Genomic DNA, 20,256 nt, shown 5'->3' with positions numbered 1-20,256 from the left:
GATAAGGTCATTTCCTCATACAAGGCACCTTTTTGTAAGACAGTCCGTCATACTGTGATTTTTCATTTTCTTACTCATCATCCATATCAAACAGACTTCCAAGCATATCTTTTGTGGCACTATCCATAGCATTGGAAGTATCTGCGGCAAGTTCATTATCGGGAACCGTTGGCTCCGGCACATTAGCTGCTACAGCAGAAGGCATTACATTCGGTACAGCAACTGTCATACCATTAGGAACTGCACCAGACATCGGCAACGTAGCCATAGGAACAACTCCCATATTCATCTGCTGAGCCATTGCTCCCAGAACTCCGGCAAACATATTGTTAGCCATATTCTGTGAGGACTCCTGCACCACCTTGGTAAATTCCTCTGCCATGCTTTTGATTGCCTGCTCCATCCATTCTGTGGTTTCCTTTTCCCGAATGCCCCTTTGCTCACTTTCCATAGCAGAAAACAATGCCTGCTTGATAAGCTCTGTCTGATTCAGATATCCCGGCTGGCTGGATTTTGCCTCCAGCCACGCAAGGATTTTTCTGTCACTTTCACATTTCGGATTCAACCGAAAAGATATTGCATTTCCCATAAAAGCCTCCTATCCCAGATTTTCTGCAAGATAACGGTAGCCGATGGCATTGGCTTTCACATCCGTTACATACTGGATGTTTCTGCCCTGCGCTCTGCCAAAACGCTTCATCACACAGGCGCCACCGCCCACATACACAATATTCTCATGCATTAAATCCACCTTAATCTCCCGAAGCTTCGCTTCCACCTCGTCTGCATACTGCTGTAAGCCCTTCTCAATAAAAGGGATAAAGTCAGCATTTACATTGGACTGCTTTCCACGGATAACATCAACAATGTCATCCTCCGGCATTTCACACTTTAACTTGGGAAGGGCTTCCTTTTTGATACGCTCAATGGTGGTAATCAGTCCAAGCTCATAAGTACAGGCATCCTTATCCATAGGGATTCTGTCACGGACGCTTAATATATCCAAGGTCCAGGAGCCCAAGTCCACACATCTGAGTCTGTCCATATCTCCCATACGGTTCGCAATAGCTGCATAACACTGGGCATAAATCTTTACCTTATCCATGAAGAAAGAATAATGCACTCCCTCAAAGGTAAAAGAAATACGCTCCTTATGCCACAGATAATCACGAAACTCCTTACGCTCCGCACCAAACAAGGTCAGAGGCACACCTGCATATAATTCCACATGAGAAGCCGCTGTCTTACCCTGATACTGCAATTCCTTGGCAATCCCTGCAAGGGTCAGCAGAAAATAGTTCTCATTCTCTGTCTTGGTTGCCTGCTTTCCAAGTCTGCCCTGTCCTACGATATACTTTTTCCCTTTATACTCCAAAAGTCCGTTCTTGGTAAGAGGCTCATAATCCACCGGAACTATAGAAGTCTCCATAAAAGTATGCTCGCCCTTAATGGAACTCCAGCCATGATCCAGTGCAATTTTAACAGGTGCCATAGTTGTTTCAGTCATAAATAAATTTTCTCTCATAAAATCCTCTCTTTCTCCGGCATAATAACCGGTCTGCATAATATTTTTGTTTTGTGTTGCAGTCGCTCCTGCATTAGTGATACTTGTAAACAATCTCTCCATAAATAACCTCCTCCGCAAGCTGTTTTGCCTGCTCTCTTATTTTCCACATTTCCATAGTGGAATGTGCATCCTTTGGCTTATGCTTCACCAGATACTTCTCTACAATCCTATCTAACATCTCATAAGCCTCCTCATTTACTTCCTTTGCCCTAATCAGAAGCTGACCCAGCCTAATATGATGACGATACCTGTCAGGGTGGTTTTCCTTCATATAACAAATCCACAGATGACCGTATTTTCCGATATCGGCGGCTGCTACAACCGAAGCCGTATCGGATTTCGTATCAGTATCATCCATATCGATATTCGGATACAAAATACCATCCACCTCTGTATAAGTACCTCCCAGCTTCTCAAACAATGAAATTTCATTACTCATAATCTTAACTCTCCTTCCATAATCCATTTGAATTTTTGATAATAAAAAAAGCCCACATACCTGCATTTCTACAAGTACATGGACTTATACTTTTATCATCCTCATCTAATGATTCCTATTCGTTTGTACTACACACTTTACTACACACTTTTTATGATAAACTACACACTTTTACGATAAGTTACGATACTTTTGCGATTTCTGTAAAAGTGCTGTAAGCCTTGTAAATACGGCGTTTTTCGAGGTTTGGGAGAGTCTTCAAAACAGGACAGCCAAGAATTCGATAAATTCCTTCTTGTACTGTTCCATGTCTCTGCGAATCCTCCTGTTTTCAGGCTTTTTTGCCCTTTTTCCTACACATACTACCATAATCCATATAAAGATTCAATTATTTATTGGTGTACGGCTGTGATATGCCTCTTTCCCTGCACATCTCCACATACTTTTCTTTCTCCAGCGGCCTGCTGCACAGATACCCCTGTATACAAGCCAGTCCCATGCTGCTGAGCGCATCCGCCTGATCCTCGGTCTCCACACCCTCAGCTATACAGAACATTCCCAGTTCATTGCACATGTTTATGAGATGACACATAACCGTGCGATCCACCGGATTGACAGTTACGTCATTTATCATGCTCTTGTCGAACTTGATAATGTCAAATCCCATATGGGCAAGCATGGCGACATTTGAGTATTTTGTTCCAAAATCGTCCATCGCTATGCGGAATCCAAGCTCATGTATATTGTTTGATATGTTCACCAGTGTATCATGCTCCTGCTCGCTGACCGATTCGGTTATCTCTATCTCGACCACATCATGCGGTATTCCGTACCTGTCAACCACTGCTGCTATCTGCTTGGCCACATTGCTCTCTATAAGCGACATTCTGGAAAAGTTACAGGATACCGGGATGTATGGCATTCCCTCTTCATGCCATTTTGCCAGATCTCTGCACACATTCTCAAGCACGTAAAAATCCACATATTTTACAGTCCTGCTCTTCTCAAGCCTGTCGATAACATCCGCTAAGTCATCATTTCCGGAATATCTTACAAGGGCCTCTGCCCCACATATCTTTCCTGACGGATACAGCATCTTCGGCTGATAAAGGACATAGAACAGTCCTTCCTCAAGTTCCTTCTTCACCATATCCTTTTTCAGCGTATTCCACTTCACCGAATGACAGTCCTGCTGTTCATACCAACGCTGTTTCTCAGAATACAGGAGATTTGCCGCATGATCCTCCATCCTGCGGACGTCAATGTTATAATCTGTCCAGACATACCCGCAACATGCCGTGAACTCACCGTAGAGCAGGTTTTCCCGCAGTCTTGATGCATATACGTTAAACTTCAACTGCTCAATGTTCTCGCATATGATGATAAAGCTGTCATAACCCATGCGGAACACCCTTTCGTCCGGAAACGTCTTCCTTATCCTGCCGACAAGCTGCAGGATCACATCGTCCGCATAATCCGGACCGAACATCTCCGCGATGCCCCTTATCTCATTGATATCCACAGCCACAAGTCCAATACTGCTCAGATTCTTTCTGCCTCTTATATAGTCTATGTAACTGTTCCTGTTAAAGCATTTTGTCTGCTTATCGTGGGTGAACTCAAACTGCTGGTCCTCCTTCAGATGTCTCTGATATATCTCACTTCCGATAAAAGCAGCGAAGTTCTTCATGAGTCTTATGTTTCCATTGTGCTTCTCCGGATTGAACACAAATACCCTGCCGAGCAGTTCATCGTCCACTATGATCGGGACCGCATACAGTGACCATATCCTGCTGTCACTCAGCATCCGTGCAAATTCTGTTTCAGGATTCCTTAATGGATGGGAACGGTCCACTATGAGAACCTCGTCCCTGAGGACTTCCTTCTCCAGTTCATCCCTCATTTTCTGTGTGACAAGAGCCTTCAGACCATCCTCTATCGACTCCTCATCTGATGATTTCCAGTAATAAAGCTCCCCTGTGCCATCCTGTCCATACTCCACAAGGCAGGCGTTCTTGGAATTGTAGAAAGTTCCCATCACCTCGAGCAGACTGGTATATTTCTCCTCACTGCTCTGCTTTGAAGTTATATTCGCCATGAAATTGACAAGGGCATCCTCTATGTCATAGCTGTCCGCCAGAACCTGTGTTGTCTTATCTATGTCAGACACGTCAACTGCAATCTCAAGCCGGCTCTTTCTTCCGTGCCAGTCAACTATCTTATCCTTCACCACATACAGTCCCTTTGCCTTGCTGTTGTAGTGATTCCATACATAACTCTGTCCGGGAACCAGTATCTCATTAGAACAAAATGGGCACTGGTCATCACCGCCCTGGGTTATCTCAAAGCACTTTTTACCCTTGTAAGAATCGTCGTTCTCCGCAATTCCAAGACTTCTCTTCGCCGCCTTGTTGAGGAAATACATCTCGTGGGTCTTCATGTCAGCAACATATGCTATATCAGATATCTCATCCAGCATAAGACCTTCGTCATCATTGTATGTATATCCGCTGTGATGCGAATCACATGAATGCATATCCGCTGAGTCGGCATAGTCACAGTAACGGTTCTTGCCGCCCCTCTTTGCTGCGTACAACGCCTGATCCGACTCACTGTATAGAAGGTCAAAATCTATACCACCCTCTATCCTGTGGATACTTATTCCCATCGACATAGTATGCGGCAGACTGCAATTGATCGTGGTGAGTCTGGTCTGTATATTCTCAGCCAGCTTATACACGTCCTCTCTTCTGTCGACTATCGGGATAAACAGTGCAAATTCATCGCCGCCCAGTCGTCCTGAGAATCCTCCGGCTGCCGACGCAACCTCCTCCAGCGTCACTGCAACATCACACAGAAGATCATCTCCCGCATAATGTCCAAATGCGTCATTTATATGCTTAAAGTCATCTATATCCATGATATAAAAAGCGCACAGTTCACCCGGGAAAGACTCTAGCATATCCGTAATCTTGTGCTGAAATGTGACATGATTGTAAAGTCCCGTCAGAGAATCCCTCTCCGCCCTGAGCTGAAGCTCCTGACTTCTTATCTTCTCATCGTTTATGGAGTAATATTTGCCGAATATCTTGCGAACCTTTTTCTTGGAGTCCCTGAGAGGAACAAAGAGCACTCTGTACCACTCACATTTGCCTCCGCCATCCAGATCAAGGCGCAGATCACCCATCAGCCTGTCACAGCTATCCGCATCCGCATCAAGGATCTTTCTGAACATGCCGGTCACGGCGTCTCTGTCGTCAGCGTAGACTATTCTGTTAGTGTCGATACCCTTATAGAAATTCTCATATTTCATGGTGGTGACCATCTCACCATCCACGACCTTCTCATTTATCAGAGTATCCGTCGGGACATCGTACACGATTATGGATTCTCCGCTTCCCTGAAGTATCAGCCTGAGCATCTCAGACTGCGCCTTGTTCTCCAGCTCCACCTCCATCTTGCTTGTCACATCGATAAACACCGCACACAGTGCGATGATACCCTTTTTTATGGACATGACAGAAAGACAGACCTGTATCCAGAAATATCCACCGGTATTAACGTCCGTAAAGCGGATGTCACGCACCGTGGTCTTGTTACTCGTTATGGTCTCCAGGATCTGCTTCTTAAGCACAGACCGATCCTCTGGAATGGCCAGCGTCACGTAGTCACTGGCATATCCGCTCATCTGATCCTCGGTCACATTGAACAGCTTGTAAAAGCTTTTGCTCATGTACTTGACAGCCGGCTTATTCCCGTGAAGCTCAAATATACCCACGCCGCCTGCCAGATTGTCGAGAGCCTTCTCCAGCATCCTTGCATGGTCAGATATCTCCTCGCTGAGCTCCTCATTTCTGCCAAGTGCCTCATCCAGTTCCATGCGGAGTTTTTGTGCATATTTTTCAATATCTATGTTATCTTCCATAACCCAACACCCCTTAAAACTCTTACAGAAGACTTATATCGTTCTATTTTACACAGCCTATCAGCTCATGGATATCGCTGATGGAATTCTTCTTCATATACTCCTCAATACCCTTTATGATCTCCACTGTCGCATAAGGATTGTGGAAGTTCGCCGTTCCAACTGCCACCGCACTTGCACCGACCATGATCATCTCAAGGGCATCCTCCGTGGTAGCCACACCGCCCATTCCGATGATAGGAAGCTTTATCGCATTTGCCACCTGGTATACCATTCTGACTGCTATCGGATGGATCGCAGGGCCTGACACACCTGCAGTCTTATTTGCCACTGCAAATGTTCTTCTGTTCACATCTATCTTCATACCTGTCAGTGTATTGATGAGTGATACCGCATCAGCACCACCAGCCTCTGCAGCTCTGGCCATCTCTGTTATGTCTGTGACATTCGGACTCAGCTTCATGATGATAGGCTGCTTTGCCGCTGCCTTGACTGCCTTTGTTATATCGTAGAGCGCATCCGGCTGCTGGCCAAATGCTATCCCACCCTCTTTTACATTCGGACATGACACGTTGATCTCAAGCAGATCCACATCACAATCGCCAAGCTTCTCAACGCAGTCAACATAGTCCTCCTTGGACTTTCCACACACGTTTACGATGATCTTTGTATCATAATCCCTGAGGAATGGTATATCTCTCTTCTTGAACACATCGATTCCAGGATTCTGAAGTCCTATGGCATTCATCATGCCGCCATAAGTCTCAGCTATACGTGGTGTCGGATTGCCCGGCCATGGCACATTTGCCACGCCCTTGGTGGTTACTGCACCGAGCTGTGAAAGATCCACGAACTCGCTGTACTCCATGCCTGAGCCAAATGTTCCTGAAGCTACTGTTATTGGATTCTTGAGAGTCACACCCGCTATATCCACTGACATATTGATCTTATCTGACATTACAGCTCCACCTCCTCAGCGTAGAATACAGGTCCATCCTTACAGATCCTTCTGTTGTGCACCTGTGAGTGCTCATCTATATCCTTTGTCTTGCATACGCAGGCAAGACATGCGCCCACGCCGCACGCCATCTTCTCCTCCATGGATATCTGGCACTCGATGCCATTCTCCATGGCGTATGCCTTGATTCCCCGAAGCATAGGAGTAGGGCCACATGCATATATGACAGCACCGTCCACGCCGTATTCCTTTATGGCATCTATTACGTTGCCCTTCACACCGTGCTGTCCATCCTCAGATGACATATACACCTGTGCGTATGGCTCAAATTCCTCGTTCAGGAATATCTCATCCCTGTAGCCGAGCACGACTGACTTCTCACAGTCAAGCTCTTTTGCAAGCTGTAACATAGGTGGGATTCCTATACCTCCGCCTATCAGGATCGCCTTCTTGTCGGACTTCATGAAGCCGTTGCCGAGAGGCCCCAATATATCGACCGTATCTCCAGCCGCAAGCTGTGAAAATTCCTTTGTTCCAAATCCAACCACTCTGTATACAAGGCGGAGTGTTCCCGCCTCCCTGTCTATTCCGCAGAGGCTGATAGGTCTCGGGAGCATCTTGCTGCCATCGTGAGTATATACAGACACGAACTGTCCTGCTATAGCCTGTGAAGCTATCTCTGGAGCTTCAAGCACCAGACTGTATACATCAGTGGCAAGAGTCTCCTGGCTGACCACCTTTGCTGTCATCTTAAGTTTGCCCATAGTCTTCCTCCATCATCATTCTATTATCAGTGTACGGCGGACAAGCCCGGCTCGCCGCACACATTCCGGCTTAATTACGCATCAAGTGCGCCGTTGATATCCTCGATCATGTCAACTACTGCCTGTCTTGAGGCATCTGCATAGTTCTCAGCACCAAACTGTGCATACTTGTCCTGCTTGTAAGCAGCTATGATTCCTCTTGATGAGTTGACGATCGCACCGAGTCTGTCCTCATTGAAGTAGTGTACAAGGTCTGCAGCCTTACCCCCCTGTGCTCCGTAACCCGGAACAAGGATAAATGACTTTGGCATAACCTTTCTCAGCACCTTGCCCATCTCAGGGTATGTGGCACCGACAACAGCTCCAACCGCTGAATATCCTGATTCACCTACAACATCGCTGCCCCATTTGTCAACCATATCTCCGACTATCTCATAGAGTGGACGTCCATCCACAAGTCTGTCCTGGAACTCACCTGATGATGGATTGGATGTCTTGACAAGAACGAATATACCCTTGTTCTCCTCCTTGCACACATCCACAAATGGCTTGATTCCGTCTGTTCCAAGATACGGGTTTACTGTGATGAAATCCTCATCAAATCCAGCATATGTCTTGCTTCCCACCTGTACCTTTCCGATATGACCAACCGCATATGCTGTTGATGTTGAACCTATATCGCCTCTTTTTATATCTCCGATAACGACAAGTCCCTTCTCCTTGCAATAGTCAACTGTCTTCTTGAATGCCTTGAGTCCCTCGATTCCGAACTGCTCATACATGGCTATCTGTGGCTTAACTGCAGGTATAAGATCATATGTAGCGTCAACTATTCCCTTGTTGAACTGCCATATAGCCTCACCAGCGCCCTCAAGTGTCTCGCCATACTCTGCAAATGCAGCTTTCTGGATATGCTCCGGTACATAGTTGAGCATTGGATCAAGTCCAACTACTATAGGTGCATTTGTCTTCTGGATATTCTTTACTAACTTGTCTATCATGATATTTTCTCCTTAAAAATTATTTTTTCTCTAAAACTGTTCCTCGTCACAGGCATAGCTTCCGAGGATCGTAAACTCCTCCGTCTCGTTCATGAGCTGGAACACTAAAGCCTGTATATCCTTCTTCAGTAAATTGGCAGACAGCTCCACATAGAATCTGTAATTCCAATGCTCCTGCCTGTTTGGCGCCGAGTGTATCTCTGTGAGGTTCACCCCGTAATCAGAGATCATGGACAGTATGCTGCTGAGACTTCCGCTCTTATTCTTACATACGAACATCACCTTCAGCCTGTTGTGGTTCTCCTCCACTATGAGGTGGTCTGCAAATGTGACAACCTTCTTGTTGTGTCCATTCTCATTTACAATGTTACATCTGTATATATACAGCTTGTTGTTGGTGAGCACCTCGTGAAGCGCATCCGAAACTCCGTAGCTTATGTCCTCAAGTATTCCCATTCCGGCGTCTACCTTGCCAGTCTTTATGAGCTCATACACCTCATCGTATGAGTCCACCGCAATGACCTTGTCCCTCGAGCATCCCTGACAAATGTACAGCTCCGGCTTTATCATCGCCACCGCATCTATGTCAGGCTCCTTCACATCATACTCCACATCTAGGCAGTTCCTGAGCTCCAGAGTCCTTCCATACTGGTACTTTCTGCTTATCTCCATGATTCTCTTGATAAGCGCCGTGTACTCCATCTTGATGTTATCATCCACATCCCCTGTGAGATTGGATATGATGGCCTCCTCGCGGTCTGGCTTATATATATCATCCTCGGTCTCTGCCTTGACCTGAGCAACATTGTCCGCAAGAACCATTCTCTCCTTGAAGAGCTGCTTGATCTCCTTGTCGACCCGGTCTATGTTCTTTCTAACATCTGCTAATGTCATTCTGCATCCTCCAGTCAGCATCGGTAATGTGATGCTCATAGTCTTTTTTAATATACCATCTGCCCCACTCTAATTCAAGGCTGCCAATACTAAATGCGCTCTAAAAAGGCCACAGGAAAAGGAACATAACCGCTGCCACCAGCACTATCCCTATCACAAAGCCCATTATTATCCTTCCCCTTGTGCTCTTTGATCCCCATATAATAAGAAGAGCTGCCAATGCGCCGCACATATCTATAAGCACATCCGTGCCCCTGCCTGCCCTGTCAGCGACAAAGAGCTGATGAATCTCATCGGAGCACGCATAGACAAATGTTATCACAACTGACCATATATACACGCCAGCCGAAGTCATCCTTCCGCCGGCCTTTCTGACCGCCAGGGCCAGCAGAGCCAGAAGGATTCCATATTCCGTCATGTGTGCACCCTTTCTGACCATGATCTCCACCACTCCCGTCATCCTGTCAACCATGGGCGCGGAATCATTTCTTACCTTCTGGAACAAACCCACTATAAAGTCTGTCATGGGGTTGCTCACCGCCGACGAGTCATCTCCTGTTCTGGACGACATGTAAAATATGAATATCATCCACAGCACTGCCGGAATTATATATATGTACTTTTTCTCATTCTTTTTTGTTTTCTTTGCCATAAAATCACCACCATGAATGAGTATACCATAAAAAATGTCTAATTTTTTTTGATTTTGCCTTTTTTACTTGAAATATTAGTTTTTTACCTGTACTGTAGAAAAGTGAGGTATTGAAGTGGTTATGTATAATTCATAACAAATAAAAAAAGTGAGGTAACATTATGGCAAGAACAAGGAAAAAGGGGAATCCCATCGTATCAGCAGTTGTTTTCGGTATATTCGGAATAGTTCTTTTATTCCTGGGTATACGAACATTTATCGGTTTACACGGAAAGCTTCTAAACGTTACTACATGTGACGAATCGGAAGTTAAACCGGGAGTGTATGTGGAGGGAACACTCACCTACGGATACGGAGCTTACATTGAGAAGACTACAACGTACAATCACGTGGTCACCAAGACCGACGGATACTACTATCTCGTTGATATCTGCGACAAGAATGAAGACGGCTCAAAAAGAGACACATCCAAGTGGATCGGAATATCGATCTCCAAGAGTGATGACGCCAAATTTGACGCGATCTCATCTGCTGACGATGCAGAACCAGTCTACATAACAGGAGTCATCCGCAAGAACAGCGACAAGGTGCAGGGCTTCCTTGACGACTACATCACCAAGTATGTCGACGCATACGCACAATATTATGGATACACTCCTACAAGTGAGGACTATGCGACCGCAAAGGCAGAAGCTTTTCCTTACTATATAGAGATGGTTGACTCTTCAGATTACATATTCAAGCTTGTCCTCGGAGCTGTATTCCTACTGGCAGCAGTGATCATGATCCTGAAGGCAACAAGAAGCAAGAACACCATCAGCGCATCTGCACAGCCAGCAGGCACAGGTTACTATGACGGTACAGGCGATTTCAACGGCGTGTACACTCCGGGCAGCACAGGCAGCCCAAATAACGGCAACTATACACAGCAGTATGGCAGTACAGACAGTGGCAGCTATACACAGCAGTACGGCACTACAAACAGTGGCAGCTACGGCACTGCAGAACAGACACAGGCACCGCAGACGTCTTACAGTGATCCGTTCTACTCACAGCAGCCGGCAGCTTCAGAGCAGGATGCCCACGCATCTAATCCTTATACAACAACAAGCTCAACTACATCTTCCTCTTCCTTCAGTCTCAAGAAAGATGAGTAACAATTAAATAGCACACATAAATCTAAAAAAGGTATATACGGATCGCAGCCTGACTGCTTTCCGCATATACCTTTTTTAGATTTATGTGTAAGACTGACTATCCTTATGAATAATCTTTACCTTCTTCTTACTTACCGAAGTATCTGTCAAGAAGTCCCTTGAGAGCCTTGCCGTGTCTTGCCTCGTCTCTTGCCATCTCATGAACTGTATCATGGATCGCATCCAGATTGTTCTTCTTAGCGCACTTTGCAAGATCTACCTTTCCTGCTGTTGCACCGAACTCGCAGTCAACTCTCCATGCAAGATTCTTCTCTGTTGAAGCTGTCATGTTCTGCTCAAGGTCTGATCCAAGCATCTCTGCGAACTTAGCTGCATGCTCAGCCTCCTCGTACGCTGCCTTCTCCCAGTAGAGACCGATCTCAGGATAGCCCTCGCGATGTGCTACACGAGCCATGCAGAGATACATTCCAACCTCTGAGCACTCTCCCTCGAAGTTAGCCTTGAGCTGCTCGTAGATATACTTCTTGTCCTCATCGCTTATCTCTGGATTGTTCTTAACTGTCTCAGCATATACGCCAAACTCATGCTCTGCTGCAAGTGTGAGCTCTCCCTCTACCTTCTTGAACTTATCTGCTCCTGCGTGACAGATAGGACACTCTGCTGGTGCCTGCTCTCCCTCATAGATATAACCGCATACTGTACATACAAACTTTGCCATAACTTAATTCTCCTTTTCTCTTTTAAATAATCTAATCAATATCCATCATTGATTGTTAAAATATATTCTGTCTTCTTTGTTGATGTTTATTTATCAACTATGTCTTATTATACCTATTTTTTGATCAAAGTCAACCCCTATTGGGAATGATTCTTAATTATTTTTTTAGTAGGTTGTTGATTATATATACAAGACTTGTAAATTATATACATTACATTATTGAGATTACATCCTGTTAAGGTCCAATATAAATAGAAAAAGAGGATCGATACATTCATATATCAATCCTCTTATACTCTTCTGTATATTCTCTATATGTCGCTATATAGCATCATTATCCGGCTAGCTCTGTCCCAGCATTATCTTCTTGAGAAGATATTCATATCCCGTGATAGGTATAGGCTTGCTGTAGTAATAACCCTGAATGTAGTGGCATCCCCACTCTCTCAGGTATTCCTTCTGCTCAAATGTCTCAACACCCTCCGCAAGACTTCTGATTCCCAGATGCCTTGACATGGTAAGGATATCCTGTGTCATGAGCATGTCCTTGTTGTTCGGCTCGCCGGTGGCTATTCCGTCAATAAAGCTCTTGTCTATCTTGATTACATCCAGCGGCATATCCTTAAGAAGTGCCATACTGGAGTATCCTGTTCCAAAATCGTCCATGGATATCTTGAAGCCCTCAGCCTTCAGATCCTTGAGCACCTTTATCAGATACTGCACGTCAGCGAAATCTGCACTCTCAGTTATCTCAAAGTCTATAAGCGAGTGATCCACTCCGTATTCATCGACTATATCACACAGTATATATATAAGATCCGGTCTCGATATCTGGTGTCTCGAGAGGTTACAGGATATCGGGTAGAGCGGGTAGCCAAGCTCCTTCCACTCCTTGAACTTCTTGCACACCTGTCTCAGCACATATCTGTCTATGATGTCTATAGTTCCGTCAGTCTCAAACTGCGGCACGAAATACTTCGGCGAGAGAATATCTCCGCCCTTGTAGAACCATCTTATCAGAGCCTCAGCACCGGTCAGGGTGTCGTTCTGTGGATTGTACTTCGGCTGAAGATATACCATGAGATCCTCATTCTCTATGGCATCCGGAAGCTCCAGCTTGTACTGCTGTGCCATGATGTATTCCTTCTTCATCTCCGATGTGTATATCTTTATCTCATTTACATTGGTCTTGATACACTGGAGGTGTGCCATCTGCGCCATGTCCTCAATGCGCATTGACATGTTGATTTTCTCGAATTCATCATAGAATACGATACCACAGCTATAGAATATCTTATACTTCCTGTTCGACGGAAGCTGTCCTATCTCCTCAAAGAATGTATATAGCCGGTTCATTATCTCATCCTCCGGCATATACTTTATAATCATGGCAAAATCGTCACTCTCACACTTTGCAGAGTACAATATCCAGTCCTGCTTGGTCATAGCGTCACATATATATCTGAACAGATCCTTCGCCACCTCACGGCCCATAACGTTGTTGATGAGCCTGAAGCCCTTTATGTCGAATCTGGCAAATATAAACTGATCCAGTCCTATATATTCACACTGCTCAAGCTTCTCCTTGAGCCATGTCCAGTTGTAATGTCCGGTGGCAGGCTCCCTGTATGCTATCTCATAGAGATCTCTCTTACTCATATTGTCAAGAGTCAGCATCTCCTCCGTCTTGGTCTTCTTGGACCATACCGGAATCTCCACGCACAGACTGTCTGCGCTCTCCATGTAACATATATATGGAAGCTTGTGGTTAGAAACAATGTGCAGCTTCTCCGTCTCTATATACAACTTGGCATATGAATACGCCATGGTCATGAGTCTCGGTATATCCTCTATCAGAGATATATCAAATCCCTTTATATCCACAACGTCGAATCCCGGAACCGTGATGCTCACACAGTTCTGAGGAACCACCTCCATATCACTGTATCCTATCTCCACTCCTCCACACAAACGCGAATATCCGGCGTCCATCATCTTCTCGGGCATATAAAACAAAGCCCTGTTTGCCAGCGGCCTGTATATGTTGCTAAAGCACTTGTACCAGTCATAGCCATTCTCCTGACAAAAATCGTCAAATCCCTCTGACTCTCTGGACCTCAGCACGTAAAGTTTTCTCTTTGGTTTGTATGCCTTTGACCATTGATGTTCCATAATATATCAATTACCTCTGTTCTGCCCTAAGGCCATAGTATTGCATTTTTCAACCTTTTTCATTCTATCACAGATCCATCATTTGGGCTATACTTATTATTTTTTTGTTCTGGAAAATAAATGGTTAAGTTTCGATTTTTTTCGTTGAATTTTTACCATATATTTGTTAGCATAGATAAGGTTTTTCAATTATAATTAATAGGAGGCAAAAACGATGAAAAACAGGTTATTTCTAGGTCTCGGCACAGTCATCTCAGTTCTTGGGCTGTCACAGGTAAGTGCCCTGGCGGCAGACAGCGAATCCGGTACTGAAACACTCGGTGCTACGCTTCCACTTACATGGTGTATACCATTTGTGTGTATGCTTCTGTGCATAGCTGTTATGCCCCTTATCGCCGGTGAGTGGTGGGAAAAACACAAACAGTGGGCTGTTGCAGGCTGGTCTCTTTTATTTTTAATTCCATTTGCCATATTCCATGGCTTTGGTACGATGGGCGAACAATTGCTCGAGGTAATGATCGGTGACTATCTCACCTTCATTGTATTGCTTTTTGCCCTGTTCTGTGTGGCAGGCAATATATCTCTTGAAGGCGACCTGGTGGGAACACCGAAACTCAATGTTCTGCTTCTACTGATAGGTACTCTGCTGTCAAGCTGGATCGGTACTACCGGTGCAAGTATGCTGATGATCAGACCTATCATAAAGGCAAATAAATGGAGACGAAGAAAGGTTCAGATCATTGTATTCTTCATCTTCCTCGTTTCAAATATTGGTGGCTGTCTCACCCCTGTCGGTGATCCTCCACTTCTGATGGGATTCATGAATGGTGTTGACTTCTTCTGGAGTCTCAGACTTGCAAAGGTCATGGTTGTCAATCTCATCATCCTGCTGACTGTATTCTTCTTTCTCGACACAAGAGCATACAAGAAGGATATCGCAGACGGCAGACAGAAGCCGGTATTCGATGCAGATACGAAAAAGCCAGTCAAACTTAAAGGTGCTCACAACATTATATTCCTTATAATGATCGTAGGTGCAGTTATACTCAGCGGAGTTCTTCCTATGAAGTTCCCTGCATTTGCAAAGGGTATCAATTTCTGTGAGGGCGTAACACTCTCATGGGCTGCTATCATCGAGATTGTGATCATGCTAGCAGCGGCTTTCCTCTCATTCAAGACAACGAGCAAGAAAGTCCGTAAGGCCAACAACTTTACATGGGATGCTATACAGGAGGTTGCCATACTGTTCATAGGTATATTCATCACTATGATCCCTGCACTCCTGATCCTCAAGGCACGTGGTTCTGAGCTCGGACTTACACATCCGGCACAGTTCTTCTGGACGACAGGACTTTTATCAAGCTTCCTTGACAATACACCTACCTACCTTGTATTCTTCACCACCGCTGCTTCAAGTGGATTTACAGAGGGTATAAGCACTGCTATGGGTGTAGTTCCTCAGGTCATGCTGATGGCTATCTCCTGCGGTGCCGTATTCATGGGAGCCAACACTTATATAGGAAACGCACCTAACTTTATGGTACGTTCAATAGCCGAAGAAAATGGTATCAAGATGCCTTCATTTGTAGGCTACCTCGTATGGTCAGTTTCTATTCTTGTACCAACATTCTTCATAGACACATTATTATTCTTCTTGTAATCTAAGGGGGTTTTTGTATGAACGAATATGTTGTAAAAGGTGATAATAAACTTACGGTCGGCATTGGCTGGGATGCCAAGAAGGTCGACCTCAAGAAAAAGATTAAGATTGCCATAGACAATATCATGAGCGCTACATCCGAGGACACATATGACCTCAACCTTGCAGCGATCGTTGAGCACAATGACGGCTCTGATCCCGAACTGGTATTCTGGGGTCACAAGTACAGCAGAAGCGATTCTGTAGTCCTGAAGGGCGATGACAGAACAGGACAGAAGGAAGGTATCGACGAGGAGATGCGCATCTACCTCGACAGAGGTGCGAACGTTGGAAGGATCATCCTCTTCCTCTACATCTACAACGGCAACCTTCACAAGCAATGCCTGGCAGAGGTGGACAACGTATTTGCACTGATCAAATGTAAGCATACCGAAAAGGTATATGTACGTGAGGACGCAATATTCAAGGCATGTGAGGATGCCAAGCACAACAACTGCTATGTATTCGGTGAAGTTCTCCACAACGGAGACGAGTGGGTTGTAAGAGAGAGATCCCAGTTCCTCCCATACGACAAGTCCGAGGATATATTTGAGTATTACACATCAAGACATTATGTTCCTGAAGATGACGACTAATATTTAACATGGCGAAAAGCCCCAGTCTCCGGTTTATTGGCACCGGAGACTGGGGCTTTCTTTATTATGATCTATAATTCTATATTACACTACTTTATATAATCCTCTATAGTCTTTGAAGCTCTGTATCTGGAGAAGTTAAAGCTTCTGATATAGCCCTTGTCATCATTCTCCTCAAGCATCTTCTCAAGCCTCTCTCCCACCGTGTCGTCTCTCCAGTAGTAGGTGTCCTCGCTATATTTCGACATCACTTCCTCCATGACCATTTCGGGCGTAATGTCTTTTGTCCTGAAATAATCGATCAGATATGGAACTCCGTCATTACCTATATCCATCACATACTCAAGATCTATCTTCTTTCCACTGTGCGCCTGACTGATATTGTACCTCGTTATCACTGCGCCAGGTCTGATAAATGCATACAGCGTGAACATCACCAAAACCGTCATAAATATGTATCTAAACAGCGGCATATTTCTCCAGAACAGGCTTATGATAACACCGAGCATCACTATAGACGTGACTATCAGCGCCCATATGGTATTTATTCTGAGGTATGTAAGATCATATTCCGCAATGTACATGGACAGCCTCACAGCTGATGAGGCAATCATTATATATGTACATATGCACATCATGAGCAGTGACACGTTGAGCACCAGACTCTTTCTGAATATAGCACTAAATATCAGCACCATACACACATTTACAACCGCTACAAAGAGCAGCTGGAAGAAGCCCTGTCTTGCATACTCTGCGTATGTCATATCGTCCGGAAGTCCTGCGCTGTTCATGAACAGATACACTATCTGAACAACGGCAAATATCAGATAGAACGCTGTGAGCACTATCGTTATAGTTATACCTGTCACTGCATTGTACTGCCCCTCCTTCGGAGCATTTGCACCGAGATCTCTGCGGCCCGCCTTGACAATAAATCCATATACAAACAGGAATATCACAGCGGCAAACAGAACTATCTTCACTATATCCCACGAGAAGAACAGTTTGCCAAATATGTCCTTTATGACCTTTGCAAACACAGGATCTGCCGAAGACAGCAGATTGAGCACGATCACCAGTATCGGAAGTGCTATCACACATCCAAGAAGTATGTACATCAGCTTGGAATTTCTCTTTTTGCCGGTTATCTCACGCTCCGCCTTTCTATCGGCAAATGGCATGTTTACATACCCTATCGATCCAAAGAACATCTCGAAAAATGAGAATATTCCCTTGAATATCCCATGCTTTTCAGTGTCATTGAAGTATGTCATAACCGCATACATCTCTGTAACGATTATTCCCACATTACATCCAAATATGATATATCCCTCGTCTGTGAGACTCAGGGCAACCGACATCATGAACACAAGAATATAATATGGGATCAGTATACTCTGTTTCGACAACGCAGCTCCAGTGGTCATGGCCTCACGGTCTGCACCAATGTTCTTCTCATATCGTACCATGCATGTACTGATAAACACTATTGATACTATCGAAAGCACAGCCGACAATATACTCGACCAGTTGCTGTACAGACATGCCGCACATATGATCGCATATACCAGTACCGGAATACCAAACATCCTGAATCTGTTCGGAGACACCGCAGGATTTCTCCTCTGCGGCGGTCTGGCATTCATGTTCATATAACCCTGAGGTGGCGGCGGGGGCATCCCCGGGCCTCCATTCATGTTCATATACCCTTGCGGTGGTGGCGGGGGCATCCCCGGGCCTCCATTCATGTTCATATACCCTTGCGGTGGCGGCGGGGGCATCCCCGGGCCTCCATTCATTCCATTGTTAATATTCTGTTCGTTCATCCCAAACCCTCCATTTTTTCACCTTGAACCACTTTGAGCTACTCTACAAGTGCCATCTCATCAAGCCCCACGATCCTGTCCATACACACCGGTGCTGTCAGCCTGTAGGCAAAACTTGCAGACTCGAACAGGCAGTATAATTTGCCATTATACGAATATATCTGCTCCAGCTTCTGCGGAAGCTTAACCACCTGTCTCGGTGTCTCTGTTCCGTAATTCACACTGGACAGCTTGCCTGTATCTGTATCGTATACCTCTATCCTGGATTCATCTATACCATAGGATATAGAGAATATTATCTCATTTTTGTACACCTGAAGCCCCTGCACCCTTCCTGGTATATAGAAAGCCTCGTCCTCCTCCGAGGATATGGCGGTGCCGCCATTTACGATCTCGTAGCTGGCTGCCATGCTGTAGCTGTTCTTATCCTTTCGCCAGTAGCCCGCATATATATGTCCGTCATATATCGTGATAAATGACGTTGCAGGGAACATGACGCTACATGTGTTCCTGTATTTTATCGGCTTTCCCTGAGCCACATCGTATTTCTCTATGGAGTCCAGCGTAAGACATGATATGGATGCCTTCCTGCTCCTGTCCTCATCCTCATCGATCATATACGAGGAAACCCACAGCACATTATTCTTCGTATCATACGCAAGTCCTCCGGCATGTGTCGTGTCCTTGAGAACCAGTGTTTTAATATATTGCCCGGTCTGTGTATCAAGAACAAATATCACAGATTTGTGTTTCTTCGTCTTGCAGTAAGCACTGACAAATGTATACTCCTTCGTAACTGCCAGCCCCTGTGGCGTCATGGACGTGCAGTTCTCTATCTTCCTCGACTCACTGCCTATCGTATCAGCATACGCAAGTCCCGGAATGATCATCATGCCATAATCGGTATCCCTGTTCTGGGCATACATACCCATATGATAGAATTCCGGTTCAGTCGACATCTCCCATATCTGCAAAAAATTCGACTTGTTGTCAACCGCATAGGTGCTGGTTCCGGAATCATTTCCCGATATCTCGAAGTTTCTGCAGTACACTCCGCCATACAGCCATATCACGCAGATTCCCCCGACATAACACCATGCAAATATCTTCACAAGTATCCTTCTCGACTGGACTGTCGACAAAAGTGCCGCCATGACCATCTGACTGATAATCGTTATGAGCATCATGGCATTTGTCAGCATATCTCCATGACTTACTATCTGAAGTGGTACGCCTATCATCATAATCCAGTAGGCCTTCTGTTTCACCTTAATTCTTATTACACCATTCCAGCCTTCCCGCTTCATTCCCCACACCTGCAGGGATTGCCATACAACTACCAGGCCATATACGATGCACGCCACAAGCAGGAGCTGCCTGAGCACAGCAACAGCCGTTATCTCAAGGGCCTCACCATTTCTGTAAAATGCCATATAGTACACACCCTGTGCGAGCTGCCATATCCTCCACGCCATCATGGCGAACATCGCAAGCGCTGCAACAAATGCAAATGTGTTGGTAACAGTTCTTCGTCTGACACCCTCACGGTGTTCTTTCATCTGTTTGCGCAGACGTTTCTTTGCCCTTCCCAGCTCCTTTATGTGCTTTTTACACTTTCTGATCCTTCTGCGTTTATAGAACAGCACCTTGTACGGTGCGCGTCTGTTCTTCAGCTCTTCATATTCTTCCCTAAGTCTGTCATACCGTTCCGACTCCTCATGAAGATCCGTTCTGGTCGCCCTGAGTGCAGAACGACACATAACGTATCCCTCAAGATCTATCTGTGCCTGTTCTTTCAGCTTTTCAGCCTGAAGTTGAAGCTTCTCTTCTCTGTTCAATTTCTTAGCCCTGTCTGTCATGAAAATCCGCTCCTGTCCATCAGCCT

Annotated in this window: 16 protein-coding genes; 3 read left to right on the top strand and 13 right to left on the bottom strand. The window is 45.3% G+C overall.

The features are described from left to right. Window positions 1–70: 70 nt before the first annotated feature. From ABUA31_RS12970 to ABUA31_RS12930, 9 genes are all read right to left on the bottom strand, one after another. Window positions 71–589 (bottom strand): hypothetical protein, encoded by a 519-nt coding sequence (locus ABUA31_RS12970; RefSeq protein ID WP_015534771.1) that lies wholly within the window; start codon window positions 587–589, stop codon window positions 71–73. A gap of 9 nt (window positions 590–598) precedes the next feature. Continuing rightward, window positions 599–1,627, bottom strand: coding sequence for a ParM/StbA family protein (locus tag ABUA31_RS12965; protein WP_015534772.1), 1,029 nt, complete (start codon window positions 1,625–1,627; stop codon window positions 599–601). Continuing rightward, the gene (locus ABUA31_RS12960) at window positions 1,599–2,006 is read right to left on the bottom strand and encodes a TnpV protein (protein ID WP_349818298.1); all 408 of its coding nucleotides are present in this window, start codon (window positions 2,004–2,006) and stop codon (window positions 1,599–1,601) included. The genes ABUA31_RS12965 and ABUA31_RS12960 overlap by 29 nt, the downstream gene beginning before the upstream one ends. A 388-nt stretch (window positions 2,007–2,394) precedes the next feature. Beyond that, window positions 2,395–5,931 carry an EAL domain-containing protein gene (locus ABUA31_RS12955; protein ID WP_349818297.1) on the bottom strand — a complete coding sequence of 1,179 codons (3,537 nt, stop codon included), beginning with the start codon at window positions 5,929–5,931 and terminating at the stop codon, window positions 2,395–2,397. Between the two features lie 43 nt (window positions 5,932–5,974). Beyond that, window positions 5,975–6,877 carry a dihydroorotate dehydrogenase gene (locus ABUA31_RS12950; protein WP_172674885.1) on the bottom strand — a complete coding sequence of 301 codons (903 nt, stop codon included), beginning with the start codon at window positions 6,875–6,877 and terminating at the stop codon, window positions 5,975–5,977. A gap of 11 nt (window positions 6,878–6,888) precedes the next feature. Beyond that, window positions 6,889–7,653, bottom strand: coding sequence for a dihydroorotate dehydrogenase electron transfer subunit (locus ABUA31_RS12945; RefSeq protein WP_349818296.1), 765 nt, complete (start codon window positions 7,651–7,653; stop codon window positions 6,889–6,891). A gap of 74 nt (window positions 7,654–7,727) precedes the next feature. After that, complete coding sequence (gene pyrF, locus ABUA31_RS12940) at window positions 7,728–8,654, bottom strand: orotidine-5'-phosphate decarboxylase (protein WP_015534777.1); 927 nt, start codon at window positions 8,652–8,654, stop codon at window positions 7,728–7,730. A 30-nt stretch (window positions 8,655–8,684) separates the two neighbouring features. Continuing rightward, window positions 8,685–9,548, bottom strand: coding sequence for a chorismate mutase (locus ABUA31_RS12935; protein ID WP_015534778.1), 864 nt, complete (start codon window positions 9,546–9,548; stop codon window positions 8,685–8,687). Window positions 9,549–9,648: 100 nt separating this feature from the next. Beyond that, the gene (locus ABUA31_RS12930) at window positions 9,649–10,200 is read right to left on the bottom strand and encodes a VanZ family protein (protein WP_349818295.1); all 552 of its coding nucleotides are present in this window, start codon (window positions 10,198–10,200) and stop codon (window positions 9,649–9,651) included. A 161-nt stretch (window positions 10,201–10,361) separates the two neighbouring features. On the opposite strand from ABUA31_RS12930, the gene ABUA31_RS12925 reads away from it, so the two are divergent. Beyond that, window positions 10,362–11,357, top strand: a complete 996-nt coding sequence (locus tag ABUA31_RS12925; protein ID WP_022216799.1) for a DUF6709 family protein — start codon at window positions 10,362–10,364, stop codon at window positions 11,355–11,357. Window positions 11,358–11,484: 127 nt separating this feature from the next. Here the strand turns inward: ABUA31_RS12925 and ABUA31_RS12920 are convergent, their stop codons facing one another. Then, window positions 11,485–12,075 (bottom strand): NADH peroxidase, encoded by a 591-nt coding sequence (locus tag ABUA31_RS12920; RefSeq protein ID WP_015534780.1) that lies wholly within the window; start codon window positions 12,073–12,075, stop codon window positions 11,485–11,487. Window positions 12,076–12,417: 342 nt separating this feature from the next. Then, window positions 12,418–14,247, bottom strand: a complete 1,830-nt coding sequence (locus ABUA31_RS12915; RefSeq protein ID WP_349818294.1) for an EAL domain-containing protein — start codon at window positions 14,245–14,247, stop codon at window positions 12,418–12,420. A gap of 214 nt (window positions 14,248–14,461) precedes the next feature. Between ABUA31_RS12915 and ABUA31_RS12910 the strand changes: the two genes are divergently transcribed. Together ABUA31_RS12910 and ABUA31_RS12905 are read left to right on the top strand one after the other, a co-directional pair. Beyond that, window positions 14,462–15,907, top strand: coding sequence for a sodium:proton antiporter (locus ABUA31_RS12910; protein ID WP_055280024.1), 1,446 nt, complete (start codon window positions 14,462–14,464; stop codon window positions 15,905–15,907). Window positions 15,908–15,924: 17 nt separating this feature from the next. Further along, window positions 15,925–16,542, top strand: a complete 618-nt coding sequence (locus ABUA31_RS12905) for a TerD family protein (RefSeq protein WP_055280025.1) — start codon at window positions 15,925–15,927, stop codon at window positions 16,540–16,542. Between the two features lie 89 nt (window positions 16,543–16,631). On the opposite strand, the gene ABUA31_RS12900 is transcribed toward ABUA31_RS12905, so the two are convergent. Both ABUA31_RS12900 and ABUA31_RS12895 read right to left on the bottom strand, forming a co-directional pair. Continuing rightward, a complete protein-coding gene (locus ABUA31_RS12900; protein ID WP_349818293.1) occupies window positions 16,632–18,371 on the bottom strand; it encodes a DUF4153 domain-containing protein in 1,740 nt (579 codons plus the stop codon). Between the two features lie 38 nt (window positions 18,372–18,409). Continuing rightward, complete coding sequence (locus tag ABUA31_RS12895; RefSeq protein WP_173794579.1) at window positions 18,410–20,230, bottom strand: hypothetical protein; 1,821 nt, start codon at window positions 20,228–20,230, stop codon at window positions 18,410–18,412. Between the last annotated feature and the right edge of the window lie 26 nt (window positions 20,231–20,256).

This window comes from Coprococcus sp. RTP31081st1_H1_RTP31081_211007 (assembly GCF_040227275.1).
Taxonomy (GTDB): domain Bacteria; phylum Bacillota; class Clostridia; order Lachnospirales; family Lachnospiraceae; genus Coprococcus; species Coprococcus aceti.
Note: the sequence above shows the minus strand (reverse complement) of the source record. Positions and strands in the feature narration are given on the sequence as shown.